At 39.8% G+C, this 22,123-nt stretch carries 21 protein-coding genes and 2 pseudogenes; 6 read left to right on the top strand and 17 right to left on the bottom strand.

The genetic code is table 11. The features are described from left to right. Positions 1-3 precede the first annotated feature (3 nt). Positions 4-360 (bottom strand): hypothetical protein, encoded by a 357-nt coding sequence (locus tag JOC78_RS09765; protein ID WP_204554766.1) that lies wholly within the window; start codon positions 358-360, stop codon positions 4-6. Further along, positions 347-1,540 carry a restriction endonuclease subunit S gene (locus JOC78_RS09770; protein WP_204554773.1) on the bottom strand — a complete coding sequence of 398 codons (1,194 nt, stop codon included), beginning with the start codon at positions 1,538-1,540 and terminating at the stop codon, positions 347-349. Before JOC78_RS09770 ends, JOC78_RS09765 begins: the two co-directional genes overlap by 14 nt. 386 nt (positions 1,541-1,926) lie before the next feature. Between JOC78_RS09770 and JOC78_RS09775 the strand changes: the two are divergent. Beyond that, positions 1,927-3,061: pseudogene (locus tag JOC78_RS09775) on the top strand (IS4 family transposase). 1,237 nt (positions 3,062-4,298) lie between these two features. Here the strand turns inward: JOC78_RS09775 and JOC78_RS09780 are convergent. From JOC78_RS09780 to moaA, 9 genes and pseudogenes are all read right to left on the bottom strand, one after another. Then, positions 4,299-5,468, bottom strand: coding sequence for a thiolase family protein (locus tag JOC78_RS09780; RefSeq protein ID WP_204554775.1), 1,170 nt, complete (start codon positions 5,466-5,468; stop codon positions 4,299-4,301). 44 nt (positions 5,469-5,512) lie between these two features. Next, entirely contained in the window at positions 5,513-5,914 is a 402-nt protein-coding gene (locus tag JOC78_RS09785; RefSeq protein WP_204554777.1) for a PaaI family thioesterase, read from the bottom strand. 27 nt (positions 5,915-5,941) lie between these two features. Further along, the gene (locus tag JOC78_RS09790) at positions 5,942-6,724 is read right to left on the bottom strand and encodes an enoyl-CoA hydratase/isomerase family protein (RefSeq protein ID WP_204554779.1); all 783 of its coding nucleotides are present in this window, start codon (positions 6,722-6,724) and stop codon (positions 5,942-5,944) included. A 16-nt stretch (positions 6,725-6,740) separates the two neighbouring features. Beyond that, positions 6,741-7,133, bottom strand: a complete 393-nt coding sequence (locus JOC78_RS09795) for a PaaI family thioesterase (protein WP_204554781.1) — start codon at positions 7,131-7,133, stop codon at positions 6,741-6,743. Position 7,134: 1 nt separating this feature from the next. After that, positions 7,135-7,785 (bottom strand): annotated as a pseudogene (locus tag JOC78_RS09800) (thiolase family protein); the annotation flags it as partial. A 158-nt stretch (positions 7,786-7,943) separates the two neighbouring features. Then, positions 7,944-9,893: an S-layer homology domain-containing protein gene (locus JOC78_RS09805; protein WP_204554784.1), complete on the bottom strand. Its 1,950-nt coding sequence runs from the start codon at positions 9,891-9,893 to the stop codon at positions 7,944-7,946. A 145-nt stretch (positions 9,894-10,038) separates the two neighbouring features. Then, positions 10,039-10,776, bottom strand: a complete 738-nt coding sequence (locus JOC78_RS09810; protein ID WP_204554787.1) for a sulfite exporter TauE/SafE family protein — start codon at positions 10,774-10,776, stop codon at positions 10,039-10,041. A gap of 28 nt (positions 10,777-10,804) precedes the next feature. Then, positions 10,805-11,416: a molybdenum cofactor guanylyltransferase gene (locus tag JOC78_RS09815; protein ID WP_204554790.1), complete on the bottom strand. Its 612-nt coding sequence runs from the start codon at positions 11,414-11,416 to the stop codon at positions 10,805-10,807. Between the two features lie 23 nt (positions 11,417-11,439). After that, positions 11,440-12,447: a GTP 3',8-cyclase MoaA gene (gene moaA, locus JOC78_RS09820; protein ID WP_204554793.1), complete on the bottom strand. Its 1,008-nt coding sequence runs from the start codon at positions 12,445-12,447 to the stop codon at positions 11,440-11,442. 289 nt (positions 12,448-12,736) lie between these two features. Here moaA and JOC78_RS09825 point away from each other — a divergent pair, with 289 nt between their 5' ends. From JOC78_RS09825 to ric, 3 genes are all read left to right on the top strand, one after another. Continuing rightward, positions 12,737-13,450, top strand: coding sequence for a Crp/Fnr family transcriptional regulator (locus JOC78_RS09825; RefSeq protein WP_239587106.1), 714 nt, complete (start codon positions 12,737-12,739; stop codon positions 13,448-13,450). Between the two features lie 135 nt (positions 13,451-13,585). Next, on the top strand, positions 13,586-14,038 hold the full coding sequence (locus JOC78_RS09830) for a cyclic nucleotide-binding domain-containing protein (RefSeq protein WP_204554796.1): 453 nt from the start codon (positions 13,586-13,588) through the stop codon (positions 14,036-14,038). An 84-nt stretch (positions 14,039-14,122) separates the two neighbouring features. After that, positions 14,123-14,818, top strand: coding sequence for an iron-sulfur cluster repair di-iron protein (ric, locus tag JOC78_RS09835; protein WP_204554799.1), 696 nt, complete (start codon positions 14,123-14,125; stop codon positions 14,816-14,818). Between the two features lie 59 nt (positions 14,819-14,877). Here ric and JOC78_RS09840 read toward each other — a convergent pair whose 3' ends face one another. Beyond that, positions 14,878-16,596, bottom strand: a complete 1,719-nt coding sequence (locus tag JOC78_RS09840; RefSeq protein ID WP_204554802.1) for a methyl-accepting chemotaxis protein — start codon at positions 16,594-16,596, stop codon at positions 14,878-14,880. Positions 16,597-16,902: 306 nt separating this feature from the next. On the opposite strand from JOC78_RS09840, the gene JOC78_RS09845 reads away from it, so the two are divergent. Then, positions 16,903-18,399 (top strand): nitrate/nitrite transporter, encoded by a 1,497-nt coding sequence (locus JOC78_RS09845; RefSeq protein WP_204554805.1) that lies wholly within the window; start codon positions 16,903-16,905, stop codon positions 18,397-18,399. Between the two features lie 31 nt (positions 18,400-18,430). On the opposite strand, the gene mobB is transcribed toward JOC78_RS09845, so the two are convergent. Continuing rightward, a complete protein-coding gene (gene mobB, locus JOC78_RS09850; RefSeq protein ID WP_239587107.1) occupies positions 18,431-18,952 on the bottom strand; it encodes a molybdopterin-guanine dinucleotide biosynthesis protein B in 522 nt (173 codons plus the stop codon). Between the two features lie 123 nt (positions 18,953-19,075). Here mobB and moaC point away from each other — a divergent pair, with 123 nt between their 5' ends. Next, entirely contained in the window at positions 19,076-19,564 is a 489-nt protein-coding gene (moaC, locus tag JOC78_RS09855) for a cyclic pyranopterin monophosphate synthase MoaC (protein WP_204554808.1), read from the top strand. A 49-nt stretch (positions 19,565-19,613) separates the two neighbouring features. Here moaC and JOC78_RS09860 read toward each other — a convergent pair whose 3' ends face one another. From JOC78_RS09860 to JOC78_RS09875, 4 genes are read right to left on the bottom strand one after another with little or no spacing between them, the layout of a single operon-like run. Next, positions 19,614-20,177, bottom strand: a complete 564-nt coding sequence (locus JOC78_RS09860) for a MogA/MoaB family molybdenum cofactor biosynthesis protein (RefSeq protein WP_204554811.1) — start codon at positions 20,175-20,177, stop codon at positions 19,614-19,616. Continuing rightward, positions 20,140-20,373 carry a molybdopterin converting factor subunit 1 gene (gene moaD / locus JOC78_RS09865; RefSeq protein ID WP_204554814.1) on the bottom strand — a complete coding sequence of 78 codons (234 nt, stop codon included), beginning with the start codon at positions 20,371-20,373 and terminating at the stop codon, positions 20,140-20,142. The genes JOC78_RS09860 and moaD overlap by 38 nt, the downstream gene beginning before the upstream one ends. Next, positions 20,370-20,837 carry a molybdenum cofactor biosynthesis protein MoaE gene (locus JOC78_RS09870; RefSeq protein WP_204554817.1) on the bottom strand — a complete coding sequence of 156 codons (468 nt, stop codon included), beginning with the start codon at positions 20,835-20,837 and terminating at the stop codon, positions 20,370-20,372. The genes moaD and JOC78_RS09870 overlap by 4 nt, the downstream gene beginning before the upstream one ends. Before the next feature lie 21 nt (positions 20,838-20,858). Next, positions 20,859-22,121: a molybdopterin molybdotransferase MoeA gene (locus tag JOC78_RS09875; protein ID WP_204554820.1), complete on the bottom strand. Its 1,263-nt coding sequence runs from the start codon at positions 22,119-22,121 to the stop codon at positions 20,859-20,861. Positions 22,122-22,123 lie beyond the last annotated feature (2 nt).

Below are 22,123 nucleotides of genomic sequence, written 5' to 3' on the forward strand. Positions count from 1 at the left end.
TTATTATCGTTTCACGCGGATAATATTTTCTCTTGGCGATTCATAACGCCCCGTACTAACAGCCACTTCAATTACCTCATTATGTGGCACAATCATATCACTTGGTAACTGTTCAATTATATTTGGGTCTATCTTAGTCATCGGCCGTCTTTCTAGAGCTTTTTCAATTGCTTCTAAAATAGTATTACGACGGTCATCAGTCTTAACAGCCCATTGACCTGATTCTGTTTCATATATAGATGGATCAAGCAAGCTATATAATTTTACTTGGTCCTCATTCCAATTCAATCCGTGTTCTTTTGCAATGTTCACTAATTGTTCTGTTGTTTTGGGTGTGGTTAGGTATTCATGAAATATCAAGATGGTCACCTCCTTGATAACGCTCTAAGATACTTTCAATTTCATTTATTTTATTATTTGGTAACCTTGGAACAAGAACTTGTTTTAAATCATGTATTGATAGAAATGGCTGTACCGCACCTCTGCTCTTGATTCGCAACTGTAAACGAACAAATGGATGAGTTAGGCACCAAAGTATATATCGTTCTGGTAAATAATAAGTCCTTAAAACTACAAATACATTGGACGCTATGGAATTTGTGAAATGGTTTGGAACGATTGCAAGTGGTTGATCCTTTTCGCCAACCTTTGTACCAATAACCCCTAACAATATATCCCCTTCTTTTACTTCATAGCGCGCTCGGCTCCTAACCGTATTATATGGAACTTTATAAGTTGTATGAATTATCCATTTTTCACGATTCAAATTTTTTATACCGATATACGAGATAGTTTGATCTTTAAATCCAGAAGGACTAATTGTTCTATCAACAATTTCAACAACCTCATTTAGTTGTACCCATTCCTCAATTCTTGATCTTTCTATGAAATCCTTATGTAACCTTGTTCGACGTTGTTGGTAGTATAGAAAATCTAATCTATCTGGAGACAAATCTTCAGATACCCATATTAAACTTGGTGAGAAATCTTCTAAATAACGTCTTTCGTCAACATTATAAAAACTTTCTAACCGCTGCTTATAATTCACTTGGTCCGAATCTGGATACTTAGATGCACTAGCAAGTTGCTCATCTACCGGAATTAACAATTTCCCTATTTCCTTAATAGATATTTTTGGTATAACCGAGGGAGTTACTGCTAGTTTTAATGATAGTTGACCTAGTTCAGTATTTAAAAAATTAATAATTATGTCTTTTGCTTTCAAGTTTTTCGGTCTTAACCTCAGTAAATCCGGACTGATGATAGCACCTTCGACATCCTCATCAACTATAGCCACCTTCGGAATCGCAGCTACCTTAGAAATAAGAATATCGTCTTTTTTGATAATAGCTTTTGATTCAACACCTAAGTAATTCGCTAAATAAAATACATTTGTCAATTGGATTTCTTTATTATCTATGTTTGAAATTTTAATATATGGTATCCCCTCATTAGAAAAATCCTTAGCATTACGAGTGCCATCAGATATCCCTTCACACAGTTCCGAAAGTTCAACTGAATTGACTTTCTCTATCTCCATATTTAATTTCTCTTTTACTTCATAGTAATGCGGGTCTAACCTTTCAGTATTAAGGCTCATAGGCAATATGTATCGGAATATAGGAATCACCACACTTTTCCTTTTCAAACTTTCTGTCTACCTTAACTTACAACAATTTTACATATGTTGTCAATAAATTATTAGTTTATTGTTCATTTCGTTCTCTTTTTTAAAAAAATAATACTTGTTGTTGATTTACTTATCACAATAAAAATAACCACCTTTTGGGTGGTTATCATCAAATCTTCTTAATAAAAACACACCTGTTGATTATCTAAATAATTCCAACAAAAAACGACAAAAAGGAACGCCTTCTTGTAAAATGAAAGTTACCACACCGACATTTACGAGAATAGGCGTTCCTTATGAATCAGAATACCATGTTCCCGCAGCTAGTTCAAAAGTTTATTTCAGATGAAGATATTAAAACGTTAACTCGGCTGTTCGATTGTGCGGACACGGCTCGTAAATTAACGGTCAAAACTCTGATTCAATACTTGGTTTTAGCCGCAGCTAATGAGTGGAAAAGCTTGCGCCACTGCTCAGATGTAGGTGTTTCTTCTGGTTTAGTAAAGGTTGATTATTCCACGCTTTCGAAAAAACTCAGCCAGATGGATTACCGTCACATGAAGGAAGTGTTTCACCTGATTGTTCGCAAATGCAACCGGGCGATACGGCGTGCATTAAAGATACCGAATAATTTACTGCTGGTTGATTCCACCACGGTCACGGTGGGTAAAAGCCGACTTCCTTGGGCGGTGTACCACTGTGAGCGTTCAGGCATCAAGTTCACGTCAGCTATACGCCGGAGACCGGTATGCCATTAAATGTCGTCGAAACTACAGGTCTGAAACATGACGGGCCGGGAGAAGAACTTTTGGCCGATCTCCAATTTATTTTAGTAGAGGACCGAGCGTACTTCATAATTAAACGGGTGGATCACTTCGCTTCTGAAGGTCAGGATTTCGTCATCCGTATGAATGAAAACGTTGAATTATCAAGTGTTCGTTCCCTTCAGCGCCTGCCACAGAAGGATTCTAACGTGACTAGAGACATAACCTGCAAGCTGGGAACTCAGCAGTCCCGTTCAGAAAAACGCCATCGTGTGGTCTTTTTTAAAGATAGCGAAGGGCATGAAATCCGGGTCGTCACAAGCTTAAAGCATGTGCCCGCCGAAAAGATCGCCGGGATGTATAAAGCACGCTAGGAAATTGAATCTTTTTTTCGCTGGATTAAACAAAACCTGAATGTACCTATTCTTTTTGACACGACCAAAACGCTGTGTTTAATCAGCTTTTTGCGGCTTTAATTGCCTTTGTACTTATTAAATGGCTCTACAATCAGGTCATATCTTCCAAGTCAGTCAAAGCCTTGTCGCTCACCGGGTTTCAACGAATGTTGCTTTTAGGCACGCTGTCGCTGGAATGGCGCGAGGCGGTGGCTTTATTATTGTATGATTATTTTTCGCCAACCAGGAGGATTATTCCTGATTTTGGTTAATCAACACGCGTGTAATAGAAAATTATTAGTAATCCTTTTTGAAAAACATAATTTACCGTTAAGTTTAGTTGATAACTCTCAATCAATAATAGTACATACGCCCCGTATCCGATTATTTAATAAAGTGTACATAACAATTAATTATCCCTGTTGGAACTTCAATTATGAATATAAGTATTGAGTAAGGTTACTTCCTTAATTAATGGCACATGAGTTTCATGTTCAATATTTTAGAGTTTTGAGCAAATCTGTAGATTTTTTCATTTAATTCTTCAAAGTTATAAACAAAAAAGAGCTAAGAAGGATCAGTCCATAAGGTTGTTAAGCTTCTTTTTTCTTCACTTTATAAAATAAACTGCCTATAAGGTCAACCTCCCATTGAAAGAATTAGAAATGGAAATGGAAATGTAAAACCATGAGTAATAATATTGTATAGCCCACTAAAAAATAGAAGAAGGCAGCTAATTATACTAATTAGGTATCGTAACAAATTGTTTTCCCACTTAACTGTTTGTTCTAACTCAAATTTGTTATGATAATCTTTTTCCTGTTACGGTTTTGCAAGAGCGCTTACAGCAAGTGGCTATTGAAAAGAGTGCAATTGAACAAAAGAGGAATAACTTAATAATGGAAATAAGTAAATCTGATACAAAAGTTATTCCTAAAGAATTAGTTAAACAGATTATAGACGTCAAATCGATTTTTACATTTTTGCTCATTTAATTTTTACACTTCTGCTCGATGACTTCCACCTAATGAAGTAGCTGATCTAAAATAGCGATTGTAATGTCTTGATTTACAATTAAAATATTCCACTCATCCAGACTTTTATTTAAAGTAAAAATGATTGCTCTTCATTAGAGAAAGTGAAATTATCTATGTCTCCTTCCTTTCATGCCTAATTTATGATAATTTAATACTAAACATAATTAAGAGTTATCTTTAGTTTACATAATAATATTATCTAGTCTTAAAATCTTTAGGCAATGAAATCATACATAGAGGGATATGCAGCAAAGTCCGTCTTCCTTAAATTAGAGTTTCTTGCCGACTACTTACTTTGAATATAAGGCTCAGTTATATAATAATTACCTTTCCACATGGAATTCTAATACCGTCTTTCTTTACCATTAGTCCCACTTTTAACAAACTAAAAAAGCCCTCTGTCAGACCAAACCCCGAATCAGATTCAGCCACAACAAAGAACTTCATTTTCAACTTTTACCGCCAGTTATATTCAATTCTCTCTTTCCACCATCAATGCAATCCCCTGCCCACCGCCAATACACGCGGCAATAAGCCCGAAGCGACCATTGGACCGCTGCAATTCATAAATGGCCTTTGTGATTAATATCGCACCGGTTGCTCCGAGCGGGTGGCCATGAGCAATCGCGCCGCCGTTGATATTGAGTTTATTATGGTCCATATGTAACTCACGGTCGCAAGCGAGAACTTGTGCGGCAAAGGCTTCGTTAAACTCAATGACATCCATCTGATCAAGTGTTACACCTGATTTCTCTATCAAGTTTCGTATGGCTGGAACAGGACCAATTCCCATGATGTTCGGGTCTACACCTGATAAGGATTGCGCCCGAATCACTGCCATCGGTTTGACCCCTAGTTCTTCTGCTTTTTCACGAGACATGACGACAAGTGCAGATGCGGCATCATTTAATCCCGAACTGTTGCCGGCTGTTACCGACCCATCTTCAAGAAAAGCGGGCTTTAATTTGGTAAGCTGTTCTGCTGTGGTGCCAGGACGGGGATGTTCATCGGTTTCAAATAGGAATTCTCCTTTTTTAGATGGGATAGGGATCGGAACAATTTGTTCTTTAAATCGTCCTTCCTCAATAGCAGCCGCCATTTTTTGCTGGCTGGCAGCGGCAAATTCGTCCTGTTCTTCTCTAGTAATCTCGTATTTCTTGGCTAAGTTTTCTGCCGTAATTCCCATTGGCGGGTCGCCCACTTCTTTTGTAGACAGCTGTGATTTACGAAATTTCGGCAACGCAGGACTATACGCTCTTTCAGGCCGTTCCATTAAATAAGGAGCCCTGCTCATACTTTCTATTCCGCCGGCAATATAAATAGCTCCCGTTCCTGATTGAATGGCTTGTGCTGCGAGCATAACTGTGTTGATCCCTGATCCGCATTGCCGGTCTACTGTGAGACCGGTTAATCCAATCGACAATCCGGTCTGAAGGGCCGTCAACCTGGCGATATTTCCGCCGCCGCTTAATACATTACCCATAATGACGTCATCAATTTGCTCAGGATTTACTTTTGCTCTTTTTATCGCTTCTTTGATCACTTCCGCTCCAAATACATGTGCCGGAACTGAAGCTAGACTTCCCCCTTGTTTGCCAATAGCTGTCCGTACAGCCGATACGATCACTGCGTCACGTTTCATACTTTTTCAGCTCCCCTTTATATACGGTGAAATAATGTGTACGATTACGCATGAATCAATTTAAATGTTCCCGTCCCTTTACAGATGACGTTTCCTTCTTCGTCTTTTAATACTCCATCGACAAAAGCGATTTTGTAGCCTTTTGATATAATCTCTGCTTCTGCGTACACATAGCCTGTTTTAATAGGCTTGGTGAAATGGACAGTGAGGCTCGTGGTTACGCATCTTGTTTTTGTCACGGAACGAAGGTACATGCTTTGTACAAAATCAATTAATGATGCGTAGACACCTCCGTGAAGGGTTCCGTTTGTATTTAATAGATGAGGACTTACTGGCAATCGGAAAGTGACATTCCCTTCTTCAAACGTCATAATTTCGATGCCAAGGTGATGAAGATATGGACACTCATCAAGTTCTTGTTTAATTTCTTCTACTGTTAACAGCAATGTGATCAACTCCTGCTCATTCATTTATCATTGTGACTGAAAATTTGGCGGTCTTTTTTCTAAAAATGCACTTGTGCCTTCCTGTTTGTCTTGAGTGGAAAAAAGGACAGCCTGCGCAAGTTTTTCTACCATAAGGCCTGTTTTCATATCGGTATCAAACCCTGTGTGAATGGCGATTTTCGCTAGTTTAACAGCTAATGGTCCTTTAGCTAAAATTTGTTCAGCCGTTTCTTCCACCGTTTGTTTTAATTGATCCGCAGGTACGCATTCGGAGAGGAGCCCGATCCGTTCTGCTTTTTCAGCTGTGATAATTTTACCTGTTAAAATCATTTCGACAGCCTTTCCTTTGCCGACGATTCGTGCGAGACGCTGAGTTCCCCCTGCGCTTGGAATGATTCCTAAATTTAGTTCAGGCAGTCCAAACTTCGCCTGTTCAGAAGCAATTCTAATATCACAAGAGAGCGCCAGTTCACATCCGCCGCCAAGAGCGAATCCATTCACCATGGCAATCGTCGGTTTTTCATAAGATTCGATATAGGTGTACACATCCTGCATGCCGTCAATCGCAAACACATCGAGCGGCACTTTATCCTTTAGCTGGCCAATATCGGCTCCGGCAGCAAAGGATTTTTCCCCTTGTCCGGTAAACACCACACATTGAATCATATCATCATGCTTCAGCTGTTCAAGAGCTGATTTCATTTCGCTTAATGTTTCTTTACTGAGTGAATTTCTCTGTTCGGGACGGTTAATAATGATATAAGCTAGTTTCCCAGCTGTTTCAACTAAAATAGTTTCGTATGATTGCATGTAGATCCCCCGTTCATTAATGATTTTTCATGACTTTAAACAACCCCATGCCAGAAGCGACCAGCTGGCCGGATTCATCATAGATTTCCCCGCAGGCACTGGCGTGTTTTCCATCAAATTTAGTAAAGGAATGCTGGCACTTAATGGTCTTGATTTCAGGCCGATTGTAGATTTGTGTATGGAGTGTCACAGTGGAACAAAACGCCTCTGCTTCTCTTGAAACAGCCGTTCCGAGCACGACGTCAAGAATAGTTGAAATGATCCCGTTGTTTAAATAACCGTTCGAATCCAGGTGAAGCGCACTGACTTGAAGGGAGGCTGTAATTTTGCCAGCTTCGTCCGGCTCTCTTTTCATGCCCAGGTCTCCAAAAAACGTAGAGTGGTCTAAATAGGCTTTTTCCTGACTCATCTTACACACTCACTTGTTCGTTTTCTATTAAAATAGCCATGCCCTGACCGCCGCCGACACATAATGAAGCAATTCCATATCTTTTATTTTGTTTAATGAGTTCATGCATTAATGTGACGACAATTCTGGCACCTGTCGATCCAACCGGATGACCAAGCGCAATTGCGCCTCCATTTACATTTAATTTATCTGAATCGATTCCAAGTTCTCTTTGAACAGCAAGGGCTTGCGAGGCAAAGGCTTCATTTACTTCAAATAAATCGATATCACCGATCGTCATATTTGTGCGCTCGAGGAGTTTTTTAATTGCTGGCACCGGGCCAATCCCCATGATTTCCGGCGACACACCAACTGCTGCCCAGTCAATCACCGCGGCTTTGGGTTGTAATGAATGTTTGGCAGCCACTGATTCGCTCACTAACAAAAGAGCAGCAGCGCCGTCGTTTCTTCCGCAAGCATTTCCTGCCGTCACTGTTCCGCCTTCTTTAAAAACAGGCTTTAGCTGGCTCAACTTTTCCACAGTTGACTCAGGGCGGGGATGTTCATCTGTATCAAAGATCATCGTGCCTTTTCTTGTTTTAATTTCGTATGGAATGATTTCTTCTTTAAATTTGCTGTTTTTAATAGCTTCATTTGCTTTCCGCTGGCTTTCAGCGGCAACCTTTGATTAATTTTAAAATGGGCGATAAGATTCATTTAAATGCTTTTTTAAATTTTTAATTTGAATTTTGCACATAATGATTTTTGTTTTTTTGTTCCATCAAAAAACCTTGCGAAAAGATATTCCGCAAGGTTGATTCTTCATTTAGTTTACTTGCCTAACTGCATAGTCCGATATAAAAACACAGCCGTTTGACCGCGTGTGACCGTTTGATTTGGCGAGAATGTACCATCTGTCTTTCCAGTTGTGATGCCATTGGCGGCTAACGCATCAATATAATCAGCAGCCCAGAATTCTGATTTCACATCTTTAAATGGCTGTTTTGGTTTCCCGTTTAATTCAAACGCAATAGATAAGATCTTCGCCATTTGAGCGCGGGTCAATGTTTCATTCGGTTTAAATGTGCCGTTTTCATAGCCGGACAGAATCCCTTTTTGTTTTAAGAAGCGAATGTACGGCAGAAACTCTGAATCTGAAGGGACATCTGTAAATACCGTTTGATCCGTCACGTTTTCTGCTTTAAAGCCTAGGGCATTAGCTAAAATTTTCGCAGCCTGAGCTCTCGAAATCGATTGATTCGGCTCAAATGTGCCTGCTGGATATCCGTTTAAATATCCTTTTTCAGCTGAAAACATGATTTCTTTATACGCCCAGAAATCTTCTTTTACATCAGTAAAAGAGACCGTCTTTTTATCGTCGTGTACCCATTTAGCAATGTCTTGAATAAAATCTTGTGGAACATTCGCTGGGATGGCATACTCAGAGAGATCAGGTTCTCCTTCATAATTCACAAGCAAATGCGTTAAATTCGAATAGGTCTTATACGTCACATTATTCCGTTCATTTAATGCTGTCTTCCATCCGGCTATTTCAGATGCCGGCACTTGCAAGTCCTTTTCTCCTTGCATAATGAAAAGCGGTGTAGTTTGTTTGGCAGCTAATTCCCGAGGCAAATAATCTCGCAGCTCGATCCACCAGTAAGGATACCCGGCTAAAAAGTCTTTTGGCAAATTATCTAAAGAATAGTCGCGGTTATTAATGATATCCATTTGCTGTTTCCAAAAAGCGTAATTATCTTCATATGGTTTCAACTGTTCTGGCGTCAAACCTTGTTTTTTCGCCCGGTCAATGGCGGCCTGCTGCTGCCAAAGCATTAAATCCTGGAATTTACCGCTTGGTCCTGCAACAACGATTCCTCCATCAATCTCTTTTTCCTTATCCGCTTCTAATATACGCGGGAGTGCATATCCTCCCTGGCTGTGCCCCAATACAAACACTTGGTCACTGACTTCAGGGACTGACTCTAAAAGCTGCACTGCTCTTAACGCATCATCCACCGTTTCCTCTTTAATACTCAGCTTTGGATTGGTCATCGTTTTTATATGGTGCTCACGAGTCAATTTTTCATAACGAAGAACAGCTATTCCCTCATTAGCTAATCCAACCGCTATATCACGAAACGCCTTGGTCGAGTTAAGTGATTCATCTTGATCGTTTGGTCCCGATCCATGAACAAGCACGACTGCTGGAAATGGTCCTTCCCCTTTTGGCAGCGTAAGTGTTCCAGGCAAGGCGAACTCTCCTTCACCGATGGTTAGCTGTCTTTCACTATATTGATCTTTATTTTCATAATCTGGTTCTTTGTATTGACTTGGAGGTGCAGAATAAAAAGGCAAAAAGAAATCATCAATCTGTCCATTTTTATCTAAATGGAGAGTAACTTCAGCAGGTCCCTTCTCTCCTTCATACGTCATCACTATATGAGTATGTAAGCTGTTGTTTTCTTTTTTAATAGAAAGTTGTTTGCCTAACTTGCCAAATGGCCCAGTTTTAGCTGCCCAGACATTCGGTAAAAATTCTTCAGGGACGTATTTTTTAAAATCCTCATTAAAATAATGATAGGCTGCCTTCCAATCATTATTGATAGCCGCCGTCATAAAGCTGCTTGCGATTTGTTCGGCATTCTCTGGCGCAATTGTGTTTGCTGGTTCGGCTGCTTGTACTTTTATCCCTTGGGCTCCTGGCATGATCACGCTAGACGCCATAGCAGCAGTTAGTATAACGGGTCCTACCTTCTTCCAACTATTTCTTTTTCTCATTCTCCCAACCCCTGTCCTCCAATATCAGGAAATACCCTGTATCTATAATCATATAATAGTTTATATTTTTAGACAATTAATCCAATGATTAGCAGATTAATATAATTAAAAAACTGTCTGCTAGTTTACTAAGCAGACAGTTTTATTATAAAAATATGAGTTTCATACCCGCTATGAAAATAACGACAGCCAAGAGCTTGCGAATCATTGGAATGGAGGCTTTTTCACTTCCAATTTTAGAGCCGATGAGACCGCCGACCGCTGCTGCTACAACGAGGAAACCAAGATAGTCCGGCAGGTGTTTGACGTTTGAAATGTGGCCAAGAAGACCTGAGATAGAATTAACAAGAATAAATAATGCTGATATTCCAGCTGTCTCTTTCATTGATGCCCATCGCTTCCACAGCAATAACGGACTTAAAAAAATACCTCCGCCTACGCCGATCAGCCCGGATAAAAAGCCAATTCCGCTTCCGAAAAAAGCGGCGTTATAGAGCGGCATTTTTTTGTTTGGTGCTTCAATGGCAGTTTGGTCAACCATGAAACGGAACGCCGCATAAACAAGAATTATTCCAGCAATGATCTTATATACGGAACCAGATAAAGAGAGAAACCCGCCTAAAAAAGAAAATGGCATCGCAAAAAGCGTGACAGGAATAAATACGTTCCAGTTAAAGCTTCCTTTGCGGTAAAACCGATAGGCAGCAATAGATGAAACAAGAATATTTAAGACTAGTCCTGTCGGCTTAATTAAAGCAGGAGACAGTCCAATTAAAGCCATAATCGCAATATAACCTGATGCTCCACCATGTCCGACTGAAGAATATAAAATAGCTGCTATACAAATTAAACTCGATAAAATGATAAGTTGTGTTGTTTCCATCGTCTAAGCCTTTCTGCTTCTGTTTGAATTAGTTATCTCGAACAACTAATTGTTGATAAGATGTTTGATTGTTTATATTTTTAAACGGCTGTCCACTAAAGGGCAGTGTTTCTTCTGTGACAATTTTTACTATTACCCGTTCTAACAAACCCATCATACGATAATTTCCCTGCTCTAACTGCTGTTCTAAATCAGTTAGAACAGATTGATGATATAGCGCACTTAATGGCTGAATCTTATCGTCAATACTAGGAACAACCGCTTGAATGTCTTTATCTCCTAAGGAAATAATTTCTCCTACTGTTTCCCAGTTCATTAATGGCATATCACAGGCCAGGACAAAGTACCACTCGGCAGGAAACTGTTTCATGACAGAGTATATTCCTGCCAATGGTCCCTTTCCTTTATATGAATCGAGATCTTCAATGACTTGATAGTCAGATTCTTTTGGAAATTGATTCACTATCGTTGGATGACTGACCAGGACGACCTCTTGTGTATAAGGACGAAGTGCATGAAGAGCGTGCTCATAGAAATATTTCCCGTCGTACTTGGCAAAGGCCTTAGGTCGGCCGAATCTTCTTGATTCTCCACCCGCTAAAATAATGCCTGTGACACCTTGTCTATCATTTACGCACATTCACCTTGCTCCCATCCTTAAATTTATCCGCCAATGTAGGACATTTCTAACTTTCTATTTTTTTGGCTTTCTTCCGTACGAATTTCTGAATAACGATCATCACGGCGTTCCCAAACGTTTTGTATGAATGATTGAATGTCTTCATCATCCGCTCCGTTTCGAAGCAGTTCTCTTAGATCATGGCCTTGATCCGCAAATAGGCAAGTGAATAATTTCCCATCCGTTGAGAGACGCGCTCTCGTGCAGGAAGTGCAGAAGGTTTCCGACACAGAAGAGATAAATCCTACTTCCGTATCTGTTCCGACATAACGATATCGTTTCGCCACTTCACCAAAGAAGTGCGGATTAACTGGTTCAATAGCAAACTCTTCTGAGATCATATCATGAAGCTCTTTTTTCGTGATCACATCTTTAAAGTTCCAGCCATTGGTTGTACCGACATCCATGAATTCAATGAAGCGCAGCATGATTCCTTTTTCTTTAAAGAAGCGAACCATTGGCATGATTTGGTCGTCATTCATCCCTTTTTTTACGACCATATTTACTTTTACTTCTAGTCCTGCGTTTTGGGCAGCAAAAATTCCCTTGAGTACGGAATCCACACCTACTCCCATATTATTAATCCCTTTAAACACTTCATCATCTAGAGAATCCAAGCTGACATTCACCCGGCAAATTCCGGCACTCTTTAATTTTTGGGCATATTTAGATAAATATACTCCATTGGTCGTAAGTGTGATATATTTAATACCGGAAATTAAAGCAAGCTGTTCAACTAATTGAGGTAAATCCTTCCTTAACAGCGGTTCCCCGCCTGTCAGTCTGATCTTTTCTACTCCAAATGATGAAAATATTCTAGCTAATCGGGTGATCTCCTCAAAAGATAATATTTCTTTTCTATTTAAAAATGGATAGTCCGCTCCAAAAATTTCTTTAGGCATGCAATAATTACAGCGGAAATTGCAGCGGTCTGTCACTGAGATTCTTAAATCACGAAGGGGTCGAGTTCTGCTGTCTACGATCTGTTTCATTCACTCTCGCTCCTTTTCATTGCTTTTGTAGTTGTGTTTATCATAACAAGTGGATCTGAATGGGGTTGTGAAATACATCACACCAACTAAATGGAATTGTTTTGCCAAATTATGAATATTTTGATTTCTTTTGGGTAGAGGACAAGTAACTATAGATAAAATAGGTAATAATTACTTTAAACTATATAGAAGTTTTTCGACCTTCACAAATATGAAGAAAGTTTTGTGTAAATATTTTGATGTTTAATAGACAACCAACGCATTTTAACCTCGGGGAGTGATCAATTAAATGATTAATTCTAGGAGAAAAAGTGATATTGATTTAATATCTGAAGACCTTAGAAATCTATTGCTAACCATCGGAACACCTAAAAAAACTGAAAAAGGAGCGTTTCTTTTCCAAGAAGGAATGGACGCCTCTGAATTGTATTTAGTTAAATCCGGACTCGTGCAAATCAGTAAATTAACGGCGGAAGGAAAAGAATTAAATTTACGTATCTGTAAGAAAGATGACATTGTGGGAGAGTTAATTCTCTTTTCTGAGGATGCGAAGTATATGTTAAGCGCCATGGTATTATCTGAAGGCGAAGTGCTTGTTTTAAATAAAGAAGTGCTTGAAAAAGAACTAATGAAAAACAATCAGCTAACCTATGAATTTATAAAATGGATCAGCTCTCACCTTCGTGCTGTGCAGTCAAAAATTATTGATCTCGTGCTGCACGGAAAAAAAGGCGCCCTCTTCTCCACACTCATACGTTTTTCAAATAGCTATGGCGTGCAAACAAAAGATGGTATATTAATTGATATCCATTTAACGAATCAAGAGCTCGCTAAATTCTGTTCAGCTACAAGAGAAAGCGTAAATCGGATGCTCAGCGAATTAAGAAAAAATAAAATTATCGCAACAGATGAATCGGGTAAAATCACGATCCTAGATATCGATTATTTAAAATGCAGTATTGGCTGTGATACCTGCCAAATTGACGAGTGCCATATTGATTAATGCTTTAACCTCAGCTGCCTCTTCGGCAGCTTTTTTATTTTGGTTTTAAAAAATTCACTATGTGAGAAGTATCACAACTAATCATTCAGAAATTTTATACAATCATCACAGATACTTTTTTAGGAGGAGAATCGTTTGCTGGCATCTGAATACTTATTTTCTTTGAAAAGCAGCTCATTCTTTCGTCAATTGGACCCTCTAGCTTTAAAACAAATAAGAAAAACAGCTAATTCCTTGTACCTGCACGATAAGAGAGACCTATTACCCGTTATTTCAAACAGAGAGTTTATATTTGTGTTATCCGGAAAAATTCATTTATATTATGAAAAAACAAATCAAGAGCGAATGTTGATTGGGTCTGCTCAATCAGGAGAAACTCTATTATTTCAGTCGTTTTTTGAAATATGGAATCAGAAACTTCAAATGGAAACAGCAGCGGATACTACCCTGCTTACGATTCCGATTGAGTTAATGAAGCATTTAATAGCCGAGAATCAAGTGCTGCAAATGAAGATGATCCAGTCATTGCAAAGAAATATCGAATATTCTTATCAATTGATTTCCAGTCAAATGAACTCATTTCCTTAATCCTTAAAAAGTTTTTACCTGTGACATATATCATAACGCGGGATTTTTAAATTTAGTAATCTATTTTCAGGAGGTGCAGGACAAATGGCACAAAAATTTAATCAAACATCTATCGTTGGTGAAGTAGTAGCTACTTTTCCTCAAGCAAGTGACCTGTTTAAAAAACATAAAATTGACTTCTGCTGCGGAGGTAATCGACCGCTTAAAGAAGCCATAGAAGAAAAGCAGTTATGTGAACCAGATATTCTAAATGAGTTAGAAGAATTGTACCAGCAATACTCGCAAGCTATTAAAATGAATGATTGGAGAATTGCTCCTTCAAAAGATTTAGTTGAGCATATTTTAAATAAGCATCACGAATACGCCCAGTCTGAAATCAAACAGCTGACTCCTTACGTAAAAAAAATAGCGGCCGTTCACGGAGAACGCCACCCTCATTTAACAGATGTATTACATTTATTCAATGAGTTAAAAGCTGAGATTGCTGAGCATTTTGCCAAAGAAGAAGAGACAGCCTTCCCAGCTATTTTAGCTTATGAGACTGCGCCGTCAGATGCCGCACGAAATGCATTAACTCCCATTGTCAAAGAATTAATGGACGAGCATGACCATGCAGGTGACATCTTGAAAGAAATACGCAAGCTCACTAACGACTATCAATTGCCTGTTAATGCTTGCAACACTTTTAAATTAGTTTACGATCGCTTGGAATTGTTAGAAAGCGATATGTTTGAGCATATTCACTTGGAAAACAATATCCTTTTTCCGAGATATGTATAAATAAGTGATAAAACACTCCTCATTTCGTTTCATGAGGAGTGTTTTAGTTTAACATTTATTTATAGCTGAAATTTTCCTGTAAGTTCCTTTAATTTATTCGACATGTCGAAGAGGCGCTGAATGGAGTGGGCCATATCCATCATGAGTTCTTCTTGTTTCTTTGATAGGTTTGCTGCCTCAACGGTAATGTCTGCCGTTTTTTCAGCAATTTTTGTTGTTTCTAAAGCGGCAGAAGCAATTTCTTCCGCAGAAGCGGACATTTCCTCAGATGTAAGTGACACTTCTTTTATTTGATTTTCAACTCCGTCAATAGAAGTTAAAATCGATTGAAACACACCTTCCGCCTCGAACACATCTGCCTTCCCTTTCTTTACTTCTTCTAAAACAACCTCCATAGAAGTAGATGTTTGTGCTGTATCTCTATTAATTTTTTCGATTAGCCCTTGGATGGTTTCTGTTGATTTGGCAGATTGCTCGGCAAGTTTTCTAACTTCTTCCGCAACCACAGCGAAGCCTTTTCCAGATTCTCCGGCTCGAGCGGCTTCAATGGCTGCATTTAAAGCTAGCAAATTGGTTTGTGCGGAAATATCACTAATGATTCTCACAATACTAGAAATTTCATCTGAATGGCTTTTTAATGTTCCAATCATTTCGTTAGACTGATTGACCGAACTGCTGATAGCCTCCATTTGACTCGTAACTTTTTTAAGCCGCTGATTTCCTTTTTCGATACGGTCCGAAGTATGTCCCGTTAATTCAGAAGCAGCTATTGATGAATCAGCAATGTGATTGACTCCTCTAGCCATTTCCTCTATCACTTTTACACTTTCGTCTAAGCCTTGATGCTGTGATACGGAGTTTTCTGAAACATGTTCCATCGTGACCGCAATTTCTCGGCTTGCAGACTTTGTTTCATCCGCTCTCGAAATAAGTATAGTAGCGGTTTGATGTAATTCGTAGCTATTTTGATTAATGATTTCAATCATTTCTCTTAAATCCTGCACCATATTAGAAAAAGATTCATTGAGCCTGCCAATCTCATCTTTTCGATTGGACACCGCAAGTACAGATAAATCTCCTTTACCTATTGACTCTGCATTTTGTGACAATTGCTGGATCGGCTTGGTAATAGAAAGCGTTACCGCAATTGTAATGCCAAAACTACCGATTAATATACCGGCAATGATAAGAAGCATCTTTGTCCGGTTGGACTCTATATCCTGATAAACATCTGTTACATCAAAATCTGAGCCAATAATTCCAATGATTTCACCTGATTTTGTTTTTATTGGTGTGAAGGCAGAAACAAGGCCGCCATACTCCTCCGTATTGGTCATTTCTATTTCTGTTTGTCCTGTTTCAAACGCGCGTACAATTGCAGGGTAATCCTCAATACCCTTTTCTTCATCACCGAATGAGGAAGCATCCTTTGAATCCAATGGCATGCCGTCCACTATGTAATAATATTTATATTCTTCTCCTGATTTTTCTCGTTTCATGGTATACAAATAAGTAAGGCCATTCGATTCTCTTATCTCATTTAAATCCCTTCGTAATTCTTTGTAATAGCTGGTTTCACCTGATGTGAGAATCTGTTTGTAATCCTCTTCTTTTATAACCTCTACCGCGTGCTTTGTGATACTGGCAGCTTGTTTGCTTACCGCTTCTACCACTAAGTTTTCTGAAGCCTTGCTAGAAACATATCCAATCAGCAAACCAGAAAACAAAATTAACCCTGAAAAAATCAAAAGCATTTTTATTTTTATACTTTTAATCATGTTGACTTCTCTCCTCAATTCACTTCTTTAGTAAATAAGACCCACCATCCCTACTTTACTTTATCACGCTACTAGAGTAAATATGCAATTCTATAACTTTATTACAACGGAAAGAAATTTTAAATGAAGAAATCTGAGTCTAAAGTAATGGATTTCATTCAATCTATTAGTGGACATTTAGTGACATTCCCGGCATTCTCATTCACCTGTGATGTACTTCACTTCCGCCCCATTTCTCTTTTGCTAGTATCTATGTATCGACACTCATCTATAACATAATCTGATCCTTGAAAGGGGCACAACCAAATGAAGAGCTCAAAAATTCAGCTTCCTCTTCAAACACTTAGTTTAGTCGCAGGTTTCATGGTGTGGGTACTTATTTCTTCCCTCATGCCAAACATAAAAAAAGATATTGGACTGACTGATCAGGAAGTCGCACTCGTTACAGCGATTCCGGTTATTCTCGGTTCCATTTTACGGGTGCCATTAGGCTATTACACGAACCGCTTAGGTGCTAGATTTACATTTACACTAAGTTTTCTAGTTTTATTATTCCCGGTCTTTTATATTAGCCAGGCGGATTCATTAATGGACCTAGTCATCGGCGGATTATTAATTGGGGTAGGAGGAGCTACTTTTTCAATTGGGGTTACTTCACTGCCAAAATATTATCCGAAAGAGAAACATGGATTTGTCAATGGAATTTACGGAGCCGGCAATATCGGTACAGCGATTACTGCCTTTTCCGCACCGGTTATAGCTCAGTCAATCGGCTGGGAAAACACAGTACGCCTTTATTTAATTCTATTGATTGCGTTTGCAGCATTTAATTTCCTTTTTGGTGACCGTCATGAACCAAAGGTCAACCTGCCAATAGTCAAACAGATAAAAGAAATTTATCGCAATCAAACGCTTTGGTTTCTGAGTTTATTTTATTTCATTACATTTGGTTCATTTGTTGCTTTTACGATTTATTTACCAAACTTTTTAGTTAATCACTTTGACTTGTCCCCTGTGGACGCAGGTTTCCGCACAGCAGGATTTATCGCTTTATCCACCTTCTTCCGTCCGATCGGCGGCTGGCTTGCGGATAAATTCAATCCATTTGTCATCTTAATGTTTGTGTTTGTCGGTTTAGCAGCCTCTGGTGTTGTCCTGTCATTCTCACCAACATTAGAGCTTTATACGGTCGGCGTGTTAACCGTTGCATTTTGTGCAGGAATTGGAAATGGAACAATCTTTAAGCTGGTTCCTTTATACTTTTCAAAACAAGCGGGAATCGTTAATGGAATCGTATCGGCCATGGGCGGGTTAGGCGGATTCTTCCCTCCATTAATTTTAACGACTGTGTTTAATATTACAGGTCACTATGCGATCGGCTTTATGGCGTTATCAGAGTTTGCTCTTGTCAGCTTTGTTATCGTTGTTTGGATGTACTACCAAGAGAAACTAAGCCTTGAGAGTAAAATTATTGAAAGTACCGCTCAAGGAATGATGGTCACGGATACGGATGGCGTGATTCAAAAAGTAAATCCGGCCTTTACGAAAGTAACGGGCTATACAATAGATGAAGCCGTTGGTCAAAAACCTAGTTTGCTTCAATCCGGCAAACATAGTGATACATTCTACACCGATCTCTGGTCAAAAGTGAAAGAACAAGGTTTCTGGCAAGGCGAAATCTGGAACAAACGCAAAAATGGAGAAGTGTATCCTGAGTGGCTCACCATCAGCCAAGTCAGCAACGATGCCGGCGAAGTAAAGTATTACATCGGGCAGTTCAGTGATCTATCAAATGAAAAATAAAAAAGGGTCAGACCCCCGTCGCGTTAAAGCTTTAACGCAGTGGGGGTCTGACCCCTTTTTCTAAAAACCACTCAATAAATTCTTCCTCCTGCTCCCGTAAAAAATACACAATGTGATCTTTCTTGAATTGAATGTCAAACGTAGAGATGACCGCTATGACGTTTTCTAATTCATCAAGCAGCTTTAGATCGGATTCTCTATTGATAAGCACTACTTTTGGATATGGCGCTTTTTTAAAACCTTCTAATATTAATACATCTGTCTCTATCAACTGGTAGAATCTTAATATTTTATCCAGCTTCCAATGATCTTGCCGAATGTTTAATTGAAGCATACCATCTCCTTCTACACCAGACATAATGGCGCCTGCTGAGCTATGTCTGGCACTGTCAGTTGTCGTAACAGCATCTGGTTCACCGCCATGACCATGGTGCTTGCAGGCCGACACCTGCAGGCCTTTTGCAGCAACGGATTCGATCATACGGCAAACTAAGGTCGTTTTCCCGCTATTTTTATAGCCTACTACTTGTATAATTGGTATATTATTAGTCAAAAAAAGGCCTCCTTCCTGTGTTTCTCCCGGTTTCTATGAAAAATGAATGAAATTGATTCACATCACAGCTTATAACGTTCATTTCAATTATAATAGAATTATATTCTTCTTGGAGGTGCCATCTTGTCAGAATTTACGCATTTTAATGATCAAGGCAGAGCAAAAATGGTTGATGTGTCAGATAAACAGGAGACTGCTAGACTTGCCAAAGCATGTTCAAGCATTCGAGTAAATGAAGAAATTTATCAAAAAATCATCAATGATGAAATGAAAAAAGGCGACGTGTTAGCGGTGGCTCAAGTGGCTGGGATCATGGCAGCCAAGCAAACGTCTATGGTGATTCCGATGTGCCATCCCATTCCAATCAGCGGTGTAGATATTTCGTTTGAATGGAAGGAATCCGAAAATCATGAATTTGATCTAATGATTTATGCCACAGTAAAAACGAAAGGAAGCACCGGCGTCGAAATGGAAGCACTGACCGCTGCATCTATGACTGCCTTGACGGTATACGATATGTGTAAAGCCGTCGACAAAGGCATGGTCATTGGCCCTACCTATCTATTAGAAAAATCGGGCGGAAAGAATGGCGATTTTAAAAGAATGCTTTAATTGGTTATACGCTAAAAAGGACGGCTTAAGAATAGTCGTCCTTTTCACGTTATAAATCCTTTTGCACTTCCATGACCACATGGCCAAGTTCAGGAATAATCAATTTGTCCATTGCCAGCCTGACTGCACCGGAGGAACCAGGCATTGAGAAGATGACTTTATCGCTTGAGACACCCGCTATCGCTCTTGAAAGAATAGCGGCAGAACCGATATCCTCGGTGTAGCTTAAATAACGGAAAATCTCACCGAAGCCAACCATTTCTTTATCTAATAAGGATTGTACGGTTTCAATGGTTACATCTCTCTTCGCCATCCCTGTTCCTCCATTGAGAAGGATTGCTTCTACGTCTTGATTGCCTAACCCTTTATGAATCGACTCTTTGATTCGATCTTGATCATCTGTGACGATTTCATATACAGTTACTTGATGACCGGACTGCTCTAGTAATTCAATAATCAGTGCACCGCTTTTATCTGTTTCTTTCGTGCGGGTGTCACTTACAGTAATCACCTGACAATTGACTTTCTTTGGAGAAAGCTGCCTATGCTTCTTTAACAATGAGATCCTCCCTTTCTTAGCCTCCGCTGACAGGCGGAATAAAGGCAACGACATCCCCAGAATTCACAATATCTGTTTCGAGAGCGTATTCTTCATTTAACGCTGTCATCACTTGATCCATTCGAGACAAATGATATTCACTTTCGACGAACTGTTTTAACTGCTCCACTGTCAGATGATCTTTATCTACTGCCAGTTCGGACTTCCCTATCTCTTCTTGTAAATGCGCAAATAATAATACCTTAATCATTGATTACCACCCTCTACTTCTGGTTTTCCTTCTGGGTACTCTGTCTGTCCAAGCTGATCGCCAATCCATGTTTCCCCGTCTTCCCAGTGCTCTTTTTTCCAGATCGGAACAATTTGCTTGATCCGTTCAATCGCGTATTCATTCGCTTCATACGCTTCTTTTCGATGTGGAGAGGATACAGCAATCACAACTGCCGCCTCTGAGATCTCCAGCCGCCCGATGCGGTGAGTGATGGCCACTTGTGCAGTCGGCCACTTTTCTTGTATTTCTTCTCCTATTTGTGAAAGCATTTTAACTGCCATCGGTGTATAGGCTTGGTATTCCAAATAAAGGGTTCTCCTTCCCTTCGTCCATTCTCTCACGGTGCCGATGAATGTCGTGATGGCTCCGGCTTCTCTACGCTCTACCTTCTTGGTGACCTCTTCCGTTTCAATAGGTCGCTCAATGACTTCAAACCGATCCATAATAATTCTCCCTCCGCTTAGTCATATTTCGCTTCGGCCTTGCTGATCTTCTAACAGCAGAATATCCACGGTCATTCCTTTTTCGTAGCCTCTGGTCCCTCCTGGCAATACAATCAATGCATCAGCTGTTGCGAGGGAAGAAACAACTCCTGATTTGTCTAACCCAGATGGGCTCACAGTGAGCTTGCCGTCTTCAAAAGAAATTGCTGCTCTGACAAATCGCGTAAATGGGTTAGGCTTCTTAAAATCAGCTCCTAAATAAGCCTTTTCTCTTCTTAAATGCGGTCTGGCATTATGCAGGTACGTACGGATTTGGGGTCTTGTAAATAATTCAAACCCAACATAGCAGGCGGACGGGTTGCCTGAAAGACCAAATAAGAGCTTGCCGTTTAATTCGGCAATTGTCGTAACACTTCCCGGCCGCATGCCGATTTTATTAAAGAGTACATTCGCGCTCAGTTTTTCATAAATAGCCGGTAGATAATCATAATCGCCCACCGACACGCCGCCGGTTGTAATTAGAAAATCTACTTTTGAATACGCTTCTTTCACTTGCTGAAAACAGGTCTCGAGTTCATCACTGAATTGACCGAAGTACACTGCCTCTCCGCCGGCACGTTCAATTTGCGATAAAACCATATAGGTGTTGCTGTTGCGTATTTTTCCCGGCTGCAGGTCTTCTCCTACCTCTAACAACTCACTTCCGGTCGCAATCACGCCGACCACGGGTTTTTTACTGACGGGAACCTGCTCGTATCCGAATGTAGCCAAAAGTGCCGAAATACCTGGATTAATATATGTACCTTTTGGAGCTAATACCGTTCCTTTTTTTGTATCCTCCCCTTGAAAGGAAATGTTGTCTCCAGCCTTAAATGCCCGCTTGATGATAACAAATGTTTTTCCATCCCGAACGATCGTTTCTGTTAGCTCAAGCATCACGACAGCATCGCAGCCATCTGGTATTTGAGCACCGGTCATAATTCTGACTGCCTGATTTTCAAGGACTGTCTGGTCATAGATACTGCCCGCTCCGATCTCTGCCACTACTTGAAGAGTCACAGACTCCTCTCTAGTTGCCTCATAAGAATCCTCTGCCCGAATAGCAAACCCATCGTATGGTGAACGGTTAAATGATGGCACATCGTGATCGGCAATTAAATCCTCTCCCAGGAATCGCCCATGCGCATTCTCAATTCGGACCCACTCTGATTCTCCCGCCCTTGAATATTTCATAACCTGCTCAATGGCTTTTTCAACTTTTACTGGCGTTCTTTTCTCTACCATGT

It is taken from the genome of Bacillus ectoiniformans, from assembly GCF_016908875.1.
Taxonomy (GTDB): Bacteria; Bacillota; Bacilli; order Bacillales; family Domibacillaceae; genus Bacillus_BX; species Bacillus_BX ectoiniformans.

Bases quoted from the DNA above. Each gene is read 5' to 3' on its own strand.
- JOC78_RS09770 (WP_204554773.1), bottom strand. From the start codon at position 1,540: ATGGAGATAGAGAAAGTCAATTCAGTTGAACTTTCGGAACTGTGTGAA.
- JOC78_RS09840 (WP_204554802.1), bottom strand. From the start codon at position 16,596: ATGATTAAAAGTATAAAAATAAAAATGCTTTTGATTTTTTCAGGGTTA.
- JOC78_RS09875 (WP_204554820.1), bottom strand. From the start codon at position 22,121: ATGGTAGAGAAAAGAACGCCAGTAAAAGTTGAAAAAGCCATTGAGCAG.
- JOC78_RS09805 (WP_204554784.1), bottom strand. From the start codon at position 9,893: ATGAGAAAAAGAAATAGTTGGAAGAAGGTAGGACCCGTTATACTAACT.
- ric (WP_204554799.1), top strand. From the start codon at position 14,123: ATGGCACAAAAATTTAATCAAACATCTATCGTTGGTGAAGTAGTAGCT.
- JOC78_RS09815 (WP_204554790.1), bottom strand. From the start codon at position 11,416: ATGTGCGTAAATGATAGACAAGGTGTCACAGGCATTATTTTAGCGGGT.
- JOC78_RS09810 (WP_204554787.1), bottom strand. From the start codon at position 10,776: ATGGAAACAACACAACTTATCATTTTATCGAGTTTAATTTGTATAGCA.
- JOC78_RS09860 (WP_204554811.1), bottom strand. From the start codon at position 20,177: ATGTCGTTGCCTTTATTCCGCCTGTCAGCGGAGGCTAAGAAAGGGAGG.
- JOC78_RS09845 (WP_204554805.1), top strand. From the start codon at position 16,903: ATGAAGAGCTCAAAAATTCAGCTTCCTCTTCAAACACTTAGTTTAGTC.
- JOC78_RS09790 (WP_204554779.1), bottom strand. From the start codon at position 6,724: ATGCAATCATACGAAACTATTTTAGTTGAAACAGCTGGGAAACTAGCT.
- moaA (WP_204554793.1), bottom strand. From the start codon at position 12,447: ATGAAACAGATCGTAGACAGCAGAACTCGACCCCTTCGTGATTTAAGA.
- JOC78_RS09795 (WP_204554781.1), bottom strand. From the start codon at position 7,133: ATGAGTCAGGAAAAAGCCTATTTAGACCACTCTACGTTTTTTGGAGAC.
- JOC78_RS09870 (WP_204554817.1), bottom strand. From the start codon at position 20,837: ATGGATCGGTTTGAAGTCATTGAGCGACCTATTGAAACGGAAGAGGTC.
- JOC78_RS09780 (WP_204554775.1), bottom strand. From the start codon at position 5,468: ATGAAACGTGACGCAGTGATCGTATCGGCTGTACGGACAGCTATTGGC.
- JOC78_RS09825 (WP_239587106.1), top strand. From the start codon at position 12,737: ATGATTAATTCTAGGAGAAAAAGTGATATTGATTTAATATCTGAAGAC.
- moaD (WP_204554814.1), bottom strand. From the start codon at position 20,373: ATGATTAAGGTATTATTATTTGCGCATTTACAAGAAGAGATAGGGAAG.